Origin of the sequence: Methanoregula sp., from assembly GCF_028712425.1 — an archaeon.
GTDB lineage: Archaea > Halobacteriota > Methanomicrobia > Methanomicrobiales > Methanospirillaceae > Methanoregula.
Genome location: NZ_JAQTQD010000004.1, coordinates 1 through 15693 on the forward strand (window position 1 = coordinate 1; position 15693 = coordinate 15693).

17 protein-coding genes and 1 pseudogene are annotated in these 15693 nt (G+C 51.6%); 9 read left to right on the forward strand and 9 right to left on the reverse strand.

All coding sequences use genetic code 11. The features are described 5' to 3' along the window. Window positions 1–553: 553 nt before the first annotated feature. From PHF39_RS02820 to PHF39_RS02830, 3 genes are all read right to left on the reverse strand, one after another. A complete protein-coding gene (locus tag PHF39_RS02820) occupies window positions 554–853 on the reverse strand; it encodes a hypothetical protein (RefSeq protein ID WP_300219972.1) in 300 nt (99 codons plus the stop codon). A gap of 142 nt (window positions 854–995) precedes the next feature. Beyond that, on the reverse strand, window positions 996–1223 hold the full coding sequence (locus PHF39_RS02825) for a KTSC domain-containing protein (RefSeq protein ID WP_300219974.1): 228 nt from the start codon (window positions 1221–1223) through the stop codon (window positions 996–998). Window positions 1224–1398: 175 nt separating this feature from the next. Further along, entirely contained in the window at window positions 1399–1998 is a 600-nt protein-coding gene (locus PHF39_RS02830; RefSeq protein WP_300219976.1) for an NAD(P)H-dependent oxidoreductase, read from the reverse strand. 150 nt (window positions 1999–2148) lie between these two features. On the opposite strand from PHF39_RS02830, the gene PHF39_RS02835 reads away from it, so the two are divergent. Continuing rightward, window positions 2149–3306 (forward strand): serine hydrolase domain-containing protein, encoded by a 1158-nt coding sequence (locus PHF39_RS02835; protein WP_300219978.1) that lies wholly within the window; start codon window positions 2149–2151, stop codon window positions 3304–3306. A gap of 80 nt (window positions 3307–3386) precedes the next feature. Then, window positions 3387–3749, forward strand: a complete 363-nt coding sequence (locus PHF39_RS02840; protein ID WP_300219980.1) for a hypothetical protein — start codon at window positions 3387–3389, stop codon at window positions 3747–3749. Between the two features lie 95 nt (window positions 3750–3844). On the opposite strand, the gene PHF39_RS02845 is transcribed toward PHF39_RS02840, so the two are convergent. Continuing rightward, a complete protein-coding gene (locus tag PHF39_RS02845; protein ID WP_300219982.1) occupies window positions 3845–4861 on the reverse strand; it encodes a phosphatase PAP2 family protein in 1017 nt (338 codons plus the stop codon). A gap of 174 nt (window positions 4862–5035) precedes the next feature. Continuing rightward, window positions 5036–6556 (reverse strand): transglutaminase-like domain-containing protein, encoded by a 1521-nt coding sequence (locus PHF39_RS02850; RefSeq protein ID WP_300219984.1) that lies wholly within the window; start codon window positions 6554–6556, stop codon window positions 5036–5038. Between the two features lie 215 nt (window positions 6557–6771). Here PHF39_RS02850 and PHF39_RS13925 point away from each other — a divergent pair. The 4 genes and pseudogenes from PHF39_RS13925 to PHF39_RS02870 form a co-directional block, all read left to right on the forward strand. Further along, window positions 6772–6864, forward strand: a pseudogene (locus PHF39_RS13925) (hypothetical protein); the annotation flags it as partial. Window positions 6865–7078: 214 nt separating this feature from the next. After that, the gene (locus PHF39_RS02860; protein ID WP_300219989.1) at window positions 7079–7672 is read left to right on the forward strand and encodes a QueT transporter family protein; all 594 of its coding nucleotides are present in this window, start codon (window positions 7079–7081) and stop codon (window positions 7670–7672) included. Window positions 7673–8413: 741 nt separating this feature from the next. After that, window positions 8414–9277, forward strand: a complete 864-nt coding sequence (locus tag PHF39_RS02865) for a PD-(D/E)XK nuclease family protein (RefSeq protein ID WP_300219991.1) — start codon at window positions 8414–8416, stop codon at window positions 9275–9277. Between the two features lie 225 nt (window positions 9278–9502). After that, window positions 9503–10222: a KilA-N domain-containing protein gene (locus PHF39_RS02870; protein WP_300219993.1), complete on the forward strand. Its 720-nt coding sequence runs from the start codon at window positions 9503–9505 to the stop codon at window positions 10220–10222. 718 nt (window positions 10223–10940) lie between these two features. Here PHF39_RS02870 and PHF39_RS02875 read toward each other — a convergent pair. Next, window positions 10941–11438: a zinc ribbon domain-containing protein gene (locus PHF39_RS02875; protein WP_300219995.1), complete on the reverse strand. Its 498-nt coding sequence runs from the start codon at window positions 11436–11438 to the stop codon at window positions 10941–10943. A gap of 339 nt (window positions 11439–11777) precedes the next feature. Here PHF39_RS02875 and PHF39_RS02880 point away from each other — a divergent pair, with 339 nt between their 5' ends. After that, window positions 11778–11993 (forward strand): type II toxin-antitoxin system HicA family toxin, encoded by a 216-nt coding sequence (locus PHF39_RS02880; protein ID WP_300219997.1) that lies wholly within the window; start codon window positions 11778–11780, stop codon window positions 11991–11993. A 7-nt stretch (window positions 11994–12000) separates the two neighbouring features. Beyond that, window positions 12001–12219 (forward strand): type II toxin-antitoxin system HicB family antitoxin, encoded by a 219-nt coding sequence (locus PHF39_RS02885; protein WP_300219999.1) that lies wholly within the window; start codon window positions 12001–12003, stop codon window positions 12217–12219. Window positions 12220–12645: 426 nt separating this feature from the next. On the opposite strand, the gene PHF39_RS02890 is transcribed toward PHF39_RS02885, so the two are convergent. Both PHF39_RS02890 and PHF39_RS02895 read right to left on the reverse strand, forming a co-directional pair. After that, entirely contained in the window at window positions 12646–13449 is an 804-nt protein-coding gene (locus PHF39_RS02890; protein ID WP_300220001.1) for a winged helix-turn-helix transcriptional regulator, read from the reverse strand. 42 nt (window positions 13450–13491) lie between these two features. Next, window positions 13492–13944 (reverse strand): peptidase domain-containing protein, encoded by a 453-nt coding sequence (locus tag PHF39_RS02895; protein WP_300220003.1) that lies wholly within the window; start codon window positions 13942–13944, stop codon window positions 13492–13494. A 474-nt stretch (window positions 13945–14418) separates the two neighbouring features. Here PHF39_RS02895 and PHF39_RS02900 point away from each other — a divergent pair, with 474 nt between their 5' ends. Next, window positions 14419–15087 carry a hypothetical protein gene (locus tag PHF39_RS02900; protein WP_300220005.1) on the forward strand — a complete coding sequence of 223 codons (669 nt, stop codon included), beginning with the start codon at window positions 14419–14421 and terminating at the stop codon, window positions 15085–15087. On the opposite strand, the gene PHF39_RS02905 is transcribed toward PHF39_RS02900, so the two are convergent. Beyond that, window positions 15084–15485, reverse strand: a complete 402-nt coding sequence (locus tag PHF39_RS02905) for a tetratricopeptide repeat protein (protein WP_300220007.1) — start codon at window positions 15483–15485, stop codon at window positions 15084–15086. The genes PHF39_RS02900 and PHF39_RS02905 overlap by 4 nt on opposite strands. Window positions 15486–15693 lie beyond the last annotated feature (208 nt).

Sequence of the window (15693 nt, forward strand, 5' to 3'; positions counted from 1 at the left end):
CGCCGACAGTGCCAGCTGCTGCTTGTTCTCATCGAAGTTTTTCGAAAAGTATTCCCGCTGTTTGTTCACCAGAGATGTTCCGATATTTTTGATATATGACGGCTTGATTCCCATGAATATTCCCTCCAAACGCTGTTCTCTCAAGGCGGTGTGAGGTGATAAGGGTATGGGAAATGGTGGTGACCCGGCCGCCAGGTGCTGCCGGGTGTCCGGAGCAGCAGTGCCCCGGTCATCACAAAGAAAAAAACTATCAAATTACTATCGGTGCGAAAAAAGACGAAGTTCAACTGCGTCCCTGTGCGCGATCCAGGTTCCCGGCCTGAACAAACATCGTATTTCGTGGACATTCATGCGGGTTTGTGCCCTTATCCGGACTCCATTTCTCCTGCCCCGGGTTGAACTGCGCCGGACAGGACACTTCTCTCACTTCCTTTCCCTGATGGCCCGCAAACTTCCTGGTTTTGATGAATTCACAACCACTACAAAAATGGGAGGCTCTCATGGAAAAACACCGGGTCCCGGACGTTTATCAGACCCCAATGGCCGCGCCACTTCAGGCAAGGCCTCGCGCCCCGTCGATGAGTTCCACGGTGTAGTGGTGGGGGTAATCACATTTCGAGAGCGGGAGAGTCCCATGGACAAAGAACCCGAAACGGGCTTCCCGGATATGGTTGGTGTACAGGAAATTCAGCATGTGGCCGATCGACTGCGAGGACCTTCGCGACAGGTTATGGAACCGGGCGATCTGCGACGAGGTCACCATGGCCGTGTTCAGGTTCTGGGACAGCATATAGGCACAGACCAGGTGGGCGCACTCGTATCTCCGCGTTGAATCTGTACGAATCCCTGTCATTTCTCCCCCGTTTTTGTATATCTCGTGGTATATTGGGCCGTGTGGTGATATACCTGCGTATTGCCGGTATTTTTTAAAAAGAGGAGATTTCCTGTCTCCTCGTTTATCCGGTCAGCGGGCCTTTGAACCATTCACGCTGCGGTTATGCCCCGACCAGCCGTGACCGGAATTTTGGCCGGATCTTCTCGGAGAAATATTTCCCGGCCTCCGGCGATTGCATGAGACCTTTCCAGGTCTTCTCCGGGACTGACGAGAACCGGTACACCTGTCCGGAGGTGAATTCGATCTCCAGGACTTTTTGCACCACATCATATCCTGCTGATCGCAGGATAACGGATTTCAAGGACTGTCGCTCCATGGATATCGCCACGTTCTAACAGGTGTCGTGTGGTGTTAATGGTTGGGGTATGAGTGCAACTTCTCTCGTTTCCTGAAATGGGGTATGCAGGTCGGATATCCCTGCGGGATCTACTCCTCCTGCTAACTGGAAATCGAAGAACCCTAGTGAGTTTTTCTCCTGTCTTGGATCATCGAACCCTCATCATTTACACTACAATATCCTCTTTCGGAAACCTCACTTTTGGCATCGGCTTATCTGCTGCGAACCCGATTGGGCAGAGCATGGTCGGCACGAGGGGTGCCGGGATCTTCAGGATCCGTGAGAATTCCGCGGGGTTGAATCCGCCCATCGGGCAGGAATCGAACCCGAGCGCCTTTGCTCCGTTCAGGGCATTGCCCAGCGCAAGGTAGACCTGTGCCTGCGACCATGCCAGCTTCTGCTCCGGCGACATCGGGCCCGCAAAACCGGCTGCCATGTCGGTGATCATCTTCTGTGTCTCTGCCGGCACGCCGTTCTTCTTTAACAAAGCGCCCAGCCGTTTGATGAGGCTGTCGTAGTCAGGGTCTGCGCAGAACACGAGCAGGTGCGAGCAGGTAGTGATCTGTTCCTGGTTGAAAGCCGCAGGTTTCAGCAGCTCCTTTGTCTTCTGGTCGGTGACAACCTTGATCTTCCAGGGCTGGAGGTTCAATGCTGACGGGGCGAACCGCACCAGCTCAATAAGCTCGTTCACTTTTGCTTCCGGCAGCTTCCTGCCGTCAAACTTCTTGGTCGCATACCGCGACATCACGATCTTCCCAAACTCCATAGGGTATCCCTCTCTTGGATAATCGATCCTTTCGGCAGTCCCCGTATATATGGGTCTGCACTGTGCCAACGAGGCCGTCGCCCGGACGAACCCTGCAGGAGAATAACTCTTTAATGCCGGTGGATCAAGGTATTCTTTCGGTGCACAATCGTGCAAAAATACTCCCTGCCCCTGATCGCAACCGCAATCGTCCTGATTGCCTGCCTTGTTTCCGCGGGATGCCTGCAGATGCAGCAGACCGCCCCGGCAGATGCAGGCGCCCGGCACAACCCCCCTCCGGCCTATGTCCGTGCCCAGATACATAACCTCAGCCAGACGGCCGTTCATTCTGCCGGTATCCCCGGCATGCAGATTGCGGTGTCGACACCGCAGTGGACCTGGAATTCCGCTGTCGGGAATGCATCTCCCGTAACCGGCGAACCGGCGCAGCCCGGCATGCGCTTCCTGATAGCGAGTGTCTCCAAGACCTTCACAAGCGTGGCGGTGCTGAAACTTGCCGAAGAGGGAAAACTTTCGCTTGACGATCCCATTGACCGCTGGCTGGAGCCCGGCCTCGTATCCCGCATTCCGAACTGCCACGCCATCACCATCCGCCAGCTCCTCGACCACACGAGCGGCATTGCCGATTACAATGAGACAGAGATCAACCTCCGGGAGGTAAGCGACCCCGACACCCCGGTCCCGTACCAGGCCGGCCTGGAAATGGGGATCAGGGACAGCCCGCTGTATCCCCCGGGGACGAACTACATGTACTCGAACGTGAACTACATCCTCTTAACGCTCATCGTGGACAAGGCAGCCGGCGTCCCGTACGAGGACTATGCGACCCGGACCATCCTTGTCCCGGCCGGTCTCAACGAGACCTTTTTCCAGCACACCAACCATATCCCCGGCCCCCACATGCGGGCAACGATGCCCTCCGGTGACGGCACGTTCCTGGACTTCACGGACTGTTATGTCCAGTTCGACCGGGGGGCTGGTGACATCGTCAGCACAGCAGCCGACTTAAACCGATTCCACCGGGCGCTCCGCGAGGGGAAGCTGATCAGTAAGAACTCACTCGCGCTCATGGAGACGGCAACACAGCAATCCGGAAAGGCCGGTTATGGTCTCGGTTACACCACCGAGCATATCGGCCCTTCGAATGTCACCGTGATGGGGCACACCGGTGGTTACCCCGGGTCGTTCACGTTCTGGTATTACCTGCCGGAACAGGACACGTACGTGACGTGGAACCTGAACGGTATAGGGATATCACGGCAGGATATTGCCGATATCCGCAGTACGATCATTGAGTACCTGAAGTGAGGTAAACGAACCAGAATACCCCTTTTTCCGGCACAATAAAGAAATGCTTATTCCCGACACCTCCCACTTCTCAATCTGCTATGGTGCAGAAGAAACGCATCGCGATCACGACTGCTGTCGGCATCCTGACCGGCGCATGGTGTGCCGGGAGCCTGCTTTTTATGGCGCCACCAGGGATCACCCCCGAGCCGTGGTTCATGCTGATGATCTTCTCCGCCCGCGTCCTCCAGGGCATCGTGATCGGTTTTTCCGACGGAATTTCCCTGCACCCAATCATCAGGGGAGCTGGGCTTGGTGCACTCTTCAGCCTCCTGCTCTGCATTGTCCCGTTCTTCGCCCACAATTATTTCGGGGCTGCGATGCTCCTCCTCTTCGGGATCATCTACGGAATTCTCGCGGATTGGATTGGGAGCAGGGTGGCGGGAAGAGAGGACACAGCCTGAAAGGGAACCGGTGTATGGTGTCATGAGGTGATGATGGCTCAAGGCCGGATACTCCCTCATCACACCCTTCGGCTTCTTCTATGCCATCTGTCTTATCATTTTCCTGACCTGGCTGTGGCACTCCGGGCGCTGGTCGGCAGCACGAGTTTTCCCGCCAGAAGCGGTACACAGGCGATGATCCAGAACGTAACGAGCATCATAGAGAGGAACATGGCAAGCGGGGGGACTGCTGCCGCCAGGCCGGAGACCTTCCATACAAGGGGAAGACAGGCATTGGCAATAAGTGCAGAGATGATACCGGCAGCAGTAACAACAGCCCGCTGTATCAGATCCTGAGGGGGAGACCAGCCTCCCCTGGCCTGGAGAAACTCGTAACCAAAGAGCCCCCCCAGAATGATTCCCGATGCTCCGTACGAGAACTGGAGCCGTACCGGGCTGATAGCTGATCCGGTCTGCTGGAGCGCGAGAGCGGCCCAGGTACCGGGCAACTGCCAGCCGGCAAGCGAGAGGTACGCCGGGATGGAGATAAGGAGCGGGACAGCTGCAATGCAGAGGAAGAGGATGATACGGGATGGCCGGGAAAGCCGGAACGCGAATTCCTCGGCTTTCGGCATGACAAGCAGGAAGAGTGCGAGGAGGAGAAAACCGATGGCCCAGCCCCCGACTATGTCGAGCGCGAAGTGGATGCCTGAGAAGAGCCGCACGGCGCTGGTTGCAAGAAGGAGGACAACGCAGGCAAGTACCACCCACCAGCGACGGACGATTGTGATGATGTATCCGTAGATCACTGCGCCGGTCATGGCCGCTCCCGAGGGAAAGCCGAATGACGAGTGCGCTGAAAAGCCCCTGACCGTATCCGCTATCCAGTAGGGCCGGGGGAGATGGCAGGCCAGCTTGACGGCTTCGTTGAGGCCGGCATTCAGCCCGAAGAGCGTGGTGAGCCGGGCCCCGTACCGGGGATGCAGCCAGAATGTCACGAGGCAGATGAGGAGAAAGTACCAGGGCATCGAGTCCAGGAACTCCCCCTGCGTCATGATGGCGGTAAGGGATGGTGAGAAGTTCTGTATCCCGGCATTGATACCCGGATCCATCAGGAAACCGATAATGTCCATGGAACCGGATGGGATACGACACCTCATGAAGATTGTTTTTTATGATAACGGTCTTTTTTCCACGGAGTTCCCCGGGTCAGGCCAAATCTGCAGCACCCTCGTCCCGCAGCTATCGCCCCTGATGTCTACCTTTCCCGGCAGCAACGTTCCGCTTAACGAAAAAGAAAGATCCTCTTACGCTCTCGCAACCGAGACGGCCCAGTATTTCTCCGGGATCATGATGGAAGGATTCTCCGTGCAGGTGTCGCACACGGCAACCGGGATCTGGAGGATACTTCTGTCGATCACGACCTCATCCGCACCCGGCTCCGGGGAGAGCGGGATGTCGACGTCCTTCTGGATGACATATCGGTACGGGTCCAGATTCCGCGAGAAGAAGTCCCGGTACTGCTCCCGCTCAGCAGTCGTTGCATTGTACGACCAGTCAGCTCCTTCCGCAACCGTTACGTCCGCGGGGATCCACCCGTAGCCTTCCACGTAATACTCTGCCCAGACGTGCGTGCCGGCCGGCCCGAGGATCATCTGGTACCCGGCCGGGACCCGGGCCGGGATGCCGACAGCACGGCAGAGTGCCGCGAAGTACTGGCTCTGGGCCCCGCAGTCCCCGATCCCGGTCTCAAGGACATATTCGGACCGGGGCTTGCCGGTTGCTTCGAGTTGCATGTGCGGGGCGTGGCTATACGGGAGCGTGTCCGAGACATACCGGTAAATCTTCTGTACCTGCAGGTACGGGTTGGTCTCATTCCTCACGATCTCCAACGCCTTCTTTTTCATTGCCGGCGTAATGGCGATGTTTGCGGACGGTGCCGTGTACTTCCGGTACTCCGGATCGCTCGTATTGTAGCGCAGCACCTTTGCGGGATCTACTGTGAACCGTTGTGTGTATTCGGTGAAGAGGAAGCGGGCGGTGATGTTCACGAACGGGTCACGGACTTCAGCAAGCGGGATCTCGAAGTACGCGAGCCCGATATCTGTGCCGGTGACGGTCGAGGTCTGGAGGTACTGCGCCGGCTCAAGGGTCGTGATGGTCACGTCCTGCTGCGGACCGTACTCGACCGGCAGCGGGACCCAGAGTTTCAGCGTACCGTTCCCGGGGAGCCGGTCGCGGGGGATCGCGATCTCTTCGGTCCCTTCCCACGTTACCGGGTTGCTGTACCGGGCGGTGTTCTCGCGTTGCGGGGCAAATGCCAGCGGGGCAAGCTCGTCATAGAACGGGGTGTACTGCTTGCCCGCGTTCGCCTTCTGCATGATGGTCATGTTATGGTACACGATGTTCGAGACGGTGTCCTCGAAGTACCACGTCTCCCCGTCCGACTTCAGGGTCACGGCCCCGGGGTCGTCCAGCAGGGCAACCTGCTGTGCTGCTGAAAGGTCCGGGAAGGTTTCAGTGAGTTGTCGGTCCATGGCGCTCCGGTTGTAGGGGTAATGGAACGTCATCATCTGTATCTTCATAACCTGGTCGCGTGCGGCCTTCGCGGACGCGGTGTTGCCGGCGGTTGTATAATTCTGCTGTGCGAGACGGAAGAGCGATTCTGCGGCATGCAGGTTACTGTTCTGAAATTCCTTCTCTGCCTGTGTAATGAGGGTATCGGCCGACGATTTCTGATCCGGTGCTGATGGCGATGAGATACAGCCTGCGACACAGATCGCAAAGGCAAGAAGGACGAGAATGGTTACGGGCAGGATACGTTTCATGAGACACCCCGGGTGCGATAGTAACCGGACGGGTGCGATGAGTGATTAAGGTTGGGGAGCGGGGGACGGCAGGCCGGCCACCTTTTTTTCGATAAGGAACCCTACTACCTTTTTTTTATGAAACCTCATACCGGTGATATACCATTATCCTTGGTGATGCCGAATGCTTCATCGCACCGGAACACCGCGGGGAGTTCATCCGCGAAGTCAGAAAGATCGTCCCGGTAGTAAGGAAAGAGAACGGGTGCACCCGTTACGAACTGCTTGTCGGCATCTCCGGCGATTCCTATCATTTTCTCGAAGAGTGGGCGAGCAGGAACCAGCTCGACGAACATATCGCACAGCCCCACATGCAGGAGTATTTCAAAAAGACAAAGCCGTGGCAGGCATCCCCGACACAGCTGAAGGTCTACGAGGTCTCGTTCGCTGAGTCGGTCACGATAGGCGACTGACCTGCCGGGCCGGTGTCCCATGATGATCATCCCGTAAATTTTTTACCCGGGCTCATCCCAGATATACAGGATGCACGAGCTTGCAGCCGTCTGGACCGACCGGAACGGGCGGATATGGATTGGCGCAACCGCACTCTTCTATGTGCTCGTTCTCATCCCGTTCAATTACCCCGGCATAGAAATATTCGGCATTTCGCTGCGCCCTGCCGCGTTCATGCTCGTCACCCTCGGGATCCTCTTTGGCCCTGCCGGGGCATGGGGCCTCGGGATAGGAAACATTGCCGGGGATTTCTTTGGCGGCTCGTGGTCAGCGATGAGCATCTTCGGATTTCTCATCAACCTCCTCATCCCGTATCTCTCCTACCGGCTCTTTTTCCACCTGATGAAGGGCCGGGCGATCCGCAGGGATTATCGTACAATCATCTGTTTCCTTGCCACAAGCCTCATCGTGGTCAGCACCTGTATGGTGCTCCTTGCCGCGTGCGGCAGCGTCTTCTTTGACCGGCCGTTTATCAGTAAGCTCACCAGTTACCTTGGCAACAACCTCTTCTGGGCAATGGTTGTCGGGCCGGGGTTTTTCTGGCTGGTGGTTGATCCGGTGCTCCGCAATAACCTGGTGTACGGGCGGGAATGGGCGGTGCGGGAGGGGGAGAGCCGGTCCTGAACTCTTTTTTCCTCTGAAACGATCGTTGTGACAGCTGCGGGATTCGTTTTTTTTCAGGCTCTCATTCCTGTTGTTCTTTCCTCAAAGGGCCCGTGAAAATTTGAGGTATGGCCAAAAAAGCGGAATCATTATTCCGGTAACGCATGAAAGCAGGATCTGTATTTTCGGAAAGGGTTATACCTTTGGCTGGGCGGCGGATCGCGGGTGGGATCGTACTATAAGCTGGGGGATGTGGGGAAACCCACTTTTTTAAGGAAACGGTCTACGACGGCGAAATCTCATTCTCCGACGGTGTGCCCCGGATCCATATCCCCTCCCGGACTCGAAGATTTCTACAAAATCTTCTCGACCTCCAGGTCTGATGACCTGTCGGTTTCATTCACGTGCCCATGCCCAGAAAAAACAGAGATCAGCCAACCGGGAGGTCCTATTTTGACATTTTTTCGGGGCAAATGTGCGTCCTGATGGGGGAAATACTCGCAATGAGGGCGTATTTTCAAAACAGTGTACTGTAATTCGTGAAAAAGTGCGATCCTCCAAAAGCCTGTTTTTCAAAATGGGCTCCGATTCGAAAAAGGAGCGATTTACAGGGAGATAGGTTTTTGGGAGTTGACGGTCGGAAAAGGTGCTCGAAAAAGAGGATCTTCGAGGAGGATACTGACTGGAACGATTCAAACGCGGGATGTTGACAACCATGGAAGAAAGGCGAAGTATTTTCACAACGGTATCCCACTAAAGAGTATGGCAGAGCTGGATCCATTTTTTCATAAAATAAATTCCTGGTCCTTTACAAAACACCGGGTCTGGAACCGCTGCCAGCGCCAGTATTATTTTGAATACATTGCCCCGTACGTGAAGACGAGTCCGGTTGTTCCTCCGGAAAAAATCCGGTGGCTCAAGAATTTCACGTCAAAGTTTGTTGTCCAGGGCCAGCTCATCCACGATATAATCGACCAGCAGATCCAGCTCCATTGCGAAGAGCGGCCGATGAAACCGGAAGAGGCGATGAACGTGTTTGTGAAAAAAGTTGCAGCGTTCAAAACTATCTGTGGCGAGACCTTCACCGAGTACCACAACGGGGAAATAATTCCGGCTTCGTTCTTCGCTTCCATGGAAACAAATGGAATCACCTGCCTGCATACATTCTTTGGCAAATGGCCGGAGTACGCGAAACGGGAATGCCTGCGTCACGAGGAGTTCGATCATTTCACCACCGGCACTGTAAGCGTAACGGTCAAGGTGGACTTTGTCGGGAAGATGCCGGACGGCACGCTCATCCTTACTGACTGGAAGACCGGGCGGGACGATGACGAGTACGAGTCGGAACTCCAGATGGCTGCGTACGTCCTCTGGGCACGCAATCATTATCTGAAAAGTACCGATGAGATCGCGACCGAGCTGGTCTTCCTGAAGACCGGGAATGTGAAGCCATGCTCGTTTTATCCGGAGGAATTGCTGGACAAAGAAGTATTGATCCAGGGGGAGTTTGCGGCGATGAATGCGTCGTACGAGTATGGGGATTTCCCGGCAAAGCCTTCGGCCCGGGAATGTTTGAGTTGTAAGTTTGCTGAGGTTTGTCCGGAATCTCTAACCGGGAGAGCATAAGATCAATACCGTGAGCCCTCTCTCACTTTCACGCCCCTCTCCTTTTCTTTATCTGCATTATAAAATACAGGAATATATTGAATCCGGCATACCACTGTCGGATTACTGGTGGTTTAAACGATGGCAACGATTACTGTACTGGACCGGGACGTTGCGGTAATCTCCCGGAATAATGAGGACTATATCTGTATTACCGATATTGCATGATATAAGAACCCGGACGCTATGGATGATTTAATTCGCAGCTGGATCCGGAACCGCAATACGATCGAGTTTCTCGGCATCTGGGAGCAACTGAATAATCCGGATTTTAAACCCGTCGAATTCGACGGGTTTAGAAAACTGGCCGGCCTCAACAGTTTTACCCTCACGCCCCGTCAGTGGATCGAGAAGACCCGTGCCCGGGGGATCGTCTCGAAACCTGGAAGATACGGCGGAACGTTCGCCCACAAGGATATTGCGTTCGAATTTGCATCATGGATCTCCGTTGAATTCAAACTGTATCTCATCAAGGAATTCCAGCGCCTCAAGGAGGATGAACGAAAACAACTCGGCTGGGACATCCGGCGCAACCTTGCGAAGATCAATTACCGGATCCACACAGATGCTGTGCGCGAAAACCTTATCCCGCCCGAACTGACCAAACCGCAGATCAATGCCATTTATGCATCGGAAGCCGATGTCCTCAACATGGCCCTGTTCGGCATGAGCGCCAAGGAATGGCGGGAGAAAAACTCAAAGAAGAACGGCAATATCCGGGATTATGCAGATATTTCACAGCTGGTCTGCCTCTCAAACCTTGAGAACCTCAACGCCCATTTCATAGGCGATAATCTTACGCAACCGGACCGGCTGGAAAAACTCAATCGTATTGCCATCCACCAGATGACGCTGCTTTCGCAGGATTCCACGATCCGTATGATCAGCGGGGACAGGGAGATCTAGGTTGGGTGGCTGGTGAGTCCTGTCAAGGGCCGCTGCAAATGCAGCTTATTTAAGGTCGGGTACTTGTACCCGTATCCCTTATTTTTGGAAATTTTACAACTTCAAAGCGGTTTATTGAAATCAAAAAATTGAATAAATATGTATTTTAATACAATGAATAAATCAATATGAAATGACACTGCCTTTAAATTCGCTATGGCGGGTAACAATTTACTTTTGTTTTCTCATTATTTTTTTGGCTCTAGCAGTATCTCCGGCTTCTGCTGCGTGTTCACCTGGTTATCATGCCTGTCAGGGATGGTGCTATTCATGTTCATCGGGTATGATCCTTGGCTCGGACTGTAAATGTCATCAACCCTGTGGAAGCTCAAATCATTACTGTACAAGTGGGACGTGTTGTCATGGTAATTGCATAAATTGCCCATCCGGATATATTCTCGGCACTGATTGTAAGTGCCATGAACCTTGTGGAGGGTCAGGAGACTATTGTACGTCCGGCTCCTGTTGTAATGATAGATGTTTGTCGTGCGATTCCGGGTATCCTGGGACGGATTGTAAATGCCACACCCAAATTTCAAATTCAGAATACCGCACTCACAACATAACGAATGAAACCTCCTCAAATTTTGACGATGCAACTACGTATGGAAAAATAGGTGTTTTTCTCGCAAAAATTGTAAGAATTATTGTAAAAATTATCTGATTTTGATAAATGCCATTAAGGTGACACGTTGCCAGCCATCCCAAATACAAACGCCGCGAGAACTGCAGCAAAAATAAAGAGTACTGCAAGAGCTATTAGAGCAACAGGTAACCAGAACCACCCGCTTTTTCCAGAAAACGTCTCTTCTTTTTTGTTAATTTTATCGGCTGTTTGATATGCCTCATACATCCCATAAATCCAGATTCCGAGAAGTATAAGGAACATAATAATTACCAAAATGGCCGCAAAAGGCTGAGTTGGAACCATTACCGAAAAAAGTGCTAATACAATATAAGACGCAAAAAAAGCTCCTAACAATTTCCATCCGTCAATGGTTTTTCCATTATACCATTGGCCCCACCCAGTAAAGAAAAAACTTAGCACGATTGCCAGGAATGGGGATCTGATTTCCGTTGGAATCGGGGGTGGTTGAATTCTCACACCACACGCGGGACAAATCTCAGCGTTTTCAAATTGAAGCTGTTTCCCACAAGTCGGGCAAAAATTTGGCATAAATAATTCAGAGCTATGAATCGAAATAAATTCATTGGTTTTGTTTTTATAAAGAGACAGGGGGACTGATCAGTTTGGTCTCCGGTCGGGTTGACTACCTGTAACACATTGTGGGGATCTCCGGCGCTGGTTCTGTGCAACGATCGAGTGTGCGTTATTCCGCGAGGAGGCCCCGCTGTGCGTTCACCTGGTACGGGAAGGGACCGGGCAGATGATGAGGAACCCCCAAAGCACCCCTGCCTACCCCCCATCATGGTGGGGGGGAGGGTGCCGGGGATCCGGAGTGTAAAGGTTTCCGTGTTCCTGACAGAGAAACCTAATGTGCAGTAACATCATAGAATGATCTATCCGCAAGGAGGTCTCCCTCTGAAAGTCCGCGATATCATCAAATCGATCGAGGCTGGCGGATGGGATCTCGTTGCAACAAAGGGGAGTCATCGCCAGTTCAAACACCCGGAAAAACCCGGAAGAATTACTATTGCCGGACACCTGAACGACGATGTAGCTCCCGGAACTTTGAACAGTATCTTTAAGCAGGCCGGGTTCAAGGAATGATCATACCATGCACAGATTCCTCATCGTAATAGAAAAAGCCGGAAAGAATTATTCAGCATATTCTCCGGATCTTCCGGGCTGCGTTGCTACAGGAAAAACCCGCGAAGAGACGGAAGAGCGGATGCATGAAGCCATCGAGATGCACATCCGCGGTCTTATTGAAGACGGGATGCCGGTACCGAAATCCCATTCGTCTGCAACATTTGTGGCAGTACAAGCGGAATAACGTTTTAACAAAAATTTTGTATACCTTTTTTCATTCTGAGTTTCTGCGATGTGATTGCTTCCCAAAGGACCCCCATCCCCCTCCCGATCATGGTGGGGGGAGGGTGCCGGCCCTTTGGAGCCGAGAGAAGGGGAGGGGTAGCTACCCCTGCCTGAGTACGAGGGGTGGGGACCCTCCTGTCCGGGCGGGCATGTGGAGATGGTCGAATCCGGGCTCTAACAGGGCTCCGTTTCCTCTCAAAATCAGGAAATTTGTGACAGTTTCACCAAAAAGTGTGAGTGTTTCGTGAATTTCTCTGTGGTCCCTGTCTATTTTACGACGGTGAAATGGTTCCGGAACACGAGACAATATGGGACAATTATGGCGAAGGATTGGGAAGGGGGGCAGGGGAACCAAGGGGGGGTGTTTGGGAACATGTCCCTACGATTATATGGAATCAGAACTGTGGTCAGCAATTCCCGGTTGCATAATGTCACTCTTTGAGATCAGGTACTTTTCCAGGTAATTTCGTACTTCCGGGGATATTTCATATCTGGCTTTTTTTCCAACCTTTTCAAGAGATATTAGGCCTGCGTCATTGAGCCGTTTCGTATACCATGTGATCATTAATCCGGAGATTCCAAGTTTGTTTCCCAATTCTTTCCGGTTCAATTCAGGAGTTTTCATAAGCTGTGTCAGGATCTGACAGTCTTTTTTATTCTGAATGAATTTCAGGATATTTTTTTCTGCATCAGAAAAATGATCGGAGTTTTCAAAATACCGGGCATGTCCTTCAGAAGCAAGGATGGAGACTTTGTTTTCGGTATGTAACATAATGAGATGATACCGGAGTGTGCCGGGCCTGATTCCGGTTTTCCGGGTTATGGCGTTGAAAAAAATGCCGGGATTTTCCCTGATACACTGATATATCTTCTCCCGCGTATCGTTTTGCAGGATATTTTTTCTCGCAATTTTCCGGTAGCCAAGATACAGATAGAATTTCGTGAACAGAAATAACTGGGTCATGAGCTCAAGGAGAGGCGAAACAGAAAGAGCAAGGGACAGGATAATGACCTGAAGGGGCAGTTCCCAGAAACTAACCTCCTTTGTTTCAAATGATATTCCGGGATTCATCCCGGGAGGGACCGGTGAAACGGTGTAGCCCCCTGTATTATCTGCATGAGATGGGACAACCAGTACGGCAATTAGGATAATTCCAATAAGAATTGATAAAATTCCTCGTGTATACATCAATAATAATTATTCCTGTTCTTATCAAAAAAAGGGTTGTGGTTAATACCCTGATGCTGAATACGAATACGTTTGTGTTCCGGCGATTGAACTGCCATACACTTTCGATGACCAGGTTCCGGAGGAAAGTCCTGTTGACCGATACACCATCAGGTGTATACGCCCGTCAATCACTCCATCAGCAGCATCATAATAGGGTCCAAGAATGGATATATCCGGGGTATAAAAGGTCAATGAGAGTGAGTTCGAAGGCTGCCCCCAGTTCAGATCAGAGATGAACGTTGTCGATCCGGATGGAACATATGTTGTATGCCAACGTGTCTGCCCCTGGGTCAGCGAATACGAAGTCAGCGACGAAAATGTCGCGAAGCGTTGAGTCGTATCAACCGTTGTGACGACATATCCGTCTTTTTCTTCAACAACCTTTGCCGATACTGCCGGTATGGCCAGTGCCAGACCAACGATAACCAATAACGGTAACCAGTGAACCTTCATGGTATCACGGGTGAGCGTTACATGGCAGATATAATCCCTTTTGTCGGTCAAAACTTAACACGTTATTTGAAAGGTTAAGTTTTGTACGACAAATCGTTAATAAAAAGATGAAAAATGTGGAAAGGCGGCCATCGTCCAGATGCCCGCCAATCCGGAGAGATCATGGTATCACATCCCTTCCTTCTCCGGATTGAATTTTTCAGATTCTTTCATTGCAGCGGATAAGAAACCGGGTTTCCTGTTTGCATGCGTATGGATATGTTAACTTTTGACCGACAAATCGTATTTAAGAGCAAATATATCTCCTGTTGTGGACGACCGGAGGTCGTTCCGATAAAAGAGAACGGGCCCCCCCCAAATCGAAGCGCGGCTGGACCCGGATCTGCCCGACGGTACGTGAAGAGTGGCTTCTGATTTTCCGAAGATAATCTTCAGTGTCGGTGAGCGGAGCTTAAAAAATGGAGTTGAAGAAAAATGAACACATCTAAAACATGGGTCGCCCTGCTTGCACTTTTGCTGGCGGCGATGGCGATGGTACCTCTAGTGAGTGCAGCGGACACATCGGATTCCCAAATGTCCTCCGATTCCGCCCGATTTATGAATTGGGCATATCAAAATGAAGGAAAAGTTGTTACTGCTGCACAATGTCTTGAAATAAGTGCCCCGGGATATTGGGCGAATCTTTCTGTGGAAAAGAAAAAAGCCTATTCTGAAATAACGGTAGAGATTCCCAATTTCCATTCACAAAAACTGAGTGATGGCCCGGTTTCTGCAACAGCACAGCCCGTGAGCAGAACCTCAGGAATCCGGAGTATGATCGTGTACATAGCAACTGCGAACAGTGCTACATCAGCAGTTCCCGGGGCAATTAACTACTGGGCCAGTACATCAAACACGCCCACCGCATTCCCGGTTACTAATATTATTGCGCAGCTGTGCAGGTGGGATGGATCTCAATGGGTTATTGCAGATCAGGGAACAGTAACCGATTATTACACAACATTTTCTGAAGTCTGGAAAAACAAGCTGTTGCCCTCTTCTGGACAATACAAAACGTACTCTCAGCACTATGGTGATTTTCCGCCAAACGCAGAACCATCCGTATACTACATTACCCGGTGGTCGAATCAGGTAACATACTAACTTTTTCCAGAGACATTATAGCGGAAAGACCAAACCATTTTTTTAGCATTTTCAAAACACACTTCCGATTCGTTATCCATATGATTGTTTTTAAGCGCTACTCCTTTTGAATACCATGCATATCCATTGGTAGGATCCAGTTCCAGTGCGCGATCATAATTTATCAGGGCTTTTTCATACTGGTTGTTGAAATCATTATAGTAATTTCCTCTCAAGACCCACGTAGTTGAGTTTGTCGGATCCGATTGGACAAGATTGTCATAATAACTCTGTCTTGTTGTAAGATCATCGATTGTTTTTGTTGCATTTGTTTCTGGTATCGCAGGATAAGGCGCCAGGCAACCGGCAGGGAAAAGAAGGAAACATATCAGCAGAGAAAATACTAGGAAATGTTTCATACATTATTTTCGTGTTTTGTGAATAAAATGTTCATTCAAAATATGGTGTCTTACCTTGTTGTAAATACCTAATGCCGTGGAGGTGTCAGTATGGAGGAGGGGCATTCCTCAACTCCGGGCGGGCATGTGGAGATGGGGGAATTCGGGCCCGTACAGGGCTCCGTTCCCCATCAAAATCAGAAAATTTGTGATAGTTTCGCCAAAAAGC

What these genes read in the sequence shown, in the direction of transcription:
- PHF39_RS02820 (WP_300219972.1), bottom strand. Translation starts at nt 853, where the DNA reads ATGACAGGGATTCGTACAGATTCAACGCGGAGATACGAGTGCGCCCAC.
- PHF39_RS02830 (WP_300219976.1), bottom strand. Translation starts at nt 1,998, where the DNA reads ATGGAGTTTGGGAAGATCGTGATGTCGCGGTATGCGACCAAGAAGTTT.
- PHF39_RS02840 (WP_300219980.1), top strand. Translation starts at nt 3,387, where the DNA reads ATGGTGCAGAAGAAACGCATCGCGATCACGACTGCTGTCGGCATCCTG.
- PHF39_RS02845 (WP_300219982.1), bottom strand. Translation starts at nt 4,861, where the DNA reads ATGGACATTATCGGTTTCCTGATGGATCCGGGTATCAATGCCGGGATA.
- PHF39_RS02850 (WP_300219984.1), bottom strand. Translation starts at nt 6,556, where the DNA reads ATGAAACGTATCCTGCCCGTAACCATTCTCGTCCTTCTTGCCTTTGCG.
- PHF39_RS02860 (WP_300219989.1), top strand. Translation starts at nt 7,079, where the DNA reads ATGCACGAGCTTGCAGCCGTCTGGACCGACCGGAACGGGCGGATATGG.
- PHF39_RS02865 (WP_300219991.1), top strand. Translation starts at nt 8,414, where the DNA reads ATGGCAGAGCTGGATCCATTTTTTCATAAAATAAATTCCTGGTCCTTT.
- PHF39_RS02870 (WP_300219993.1), top strand. Translation starts at nt 9,503, where the DNA reads ATGGATGATTTAATTCGCAGCTGGATCCGGAACCGCAATACGATCGAG.
- PHF39_RS02875 (WP_300219995.1), bottom strand. Translation starts at nt 11,438, where the DNA reads ATGCCAAATTTTTGCCCGACTTGTGGGAAACAGCTTCAATTTGAAAAC.
- PHF39_RS02880 (WP_300219997.1), top strand. Translation starts at nt 11,778, where the DNA reads ATGATCTATCCGCAAGGAGGTCTCCCTCTGAAAGTCCGCGATATCATC.
- PHF39_RS02885 (WP_300219999.1), top strand. Translation starts at nt 12,001, where the DNA reads ATGCACAGATTCCTCATCGTAATAGAAAAAGCCGGAAAGAATTATTCA.
- PHF39_RS02890 (WP_300220001.1), bottom strand. Translation starts at nt 13,449, where the DNA reads ATGTATACACGAGGAATTTTATCAATTCTTATTGGAATTATCCTAATT.
- PHF39_RS02895 (WP_300220003.1), bottom strand. Translation starts at nt 13,944, where the DNA reads ATGAAGGTTCACTGGTTACCGTTATTGGTTATCGTTGGTCTGGCACTG.
- PHF39_RS02900 (WP_300220005.1), top strand. Translation starts at nt 14,419, where the DNA reads ATGAACACATCTAAAACATGGGTCGCCCTGCTTGCACTTTTGCTGGCG.
- PHF39_RS02905 (WP_300220007.1), bottom strand. Translation starts at nt 15,485, where the DNA reads ATGAAACATTTCCTAGTATTTTCTCTGCTGATATGTTTCCTTCTTTTC.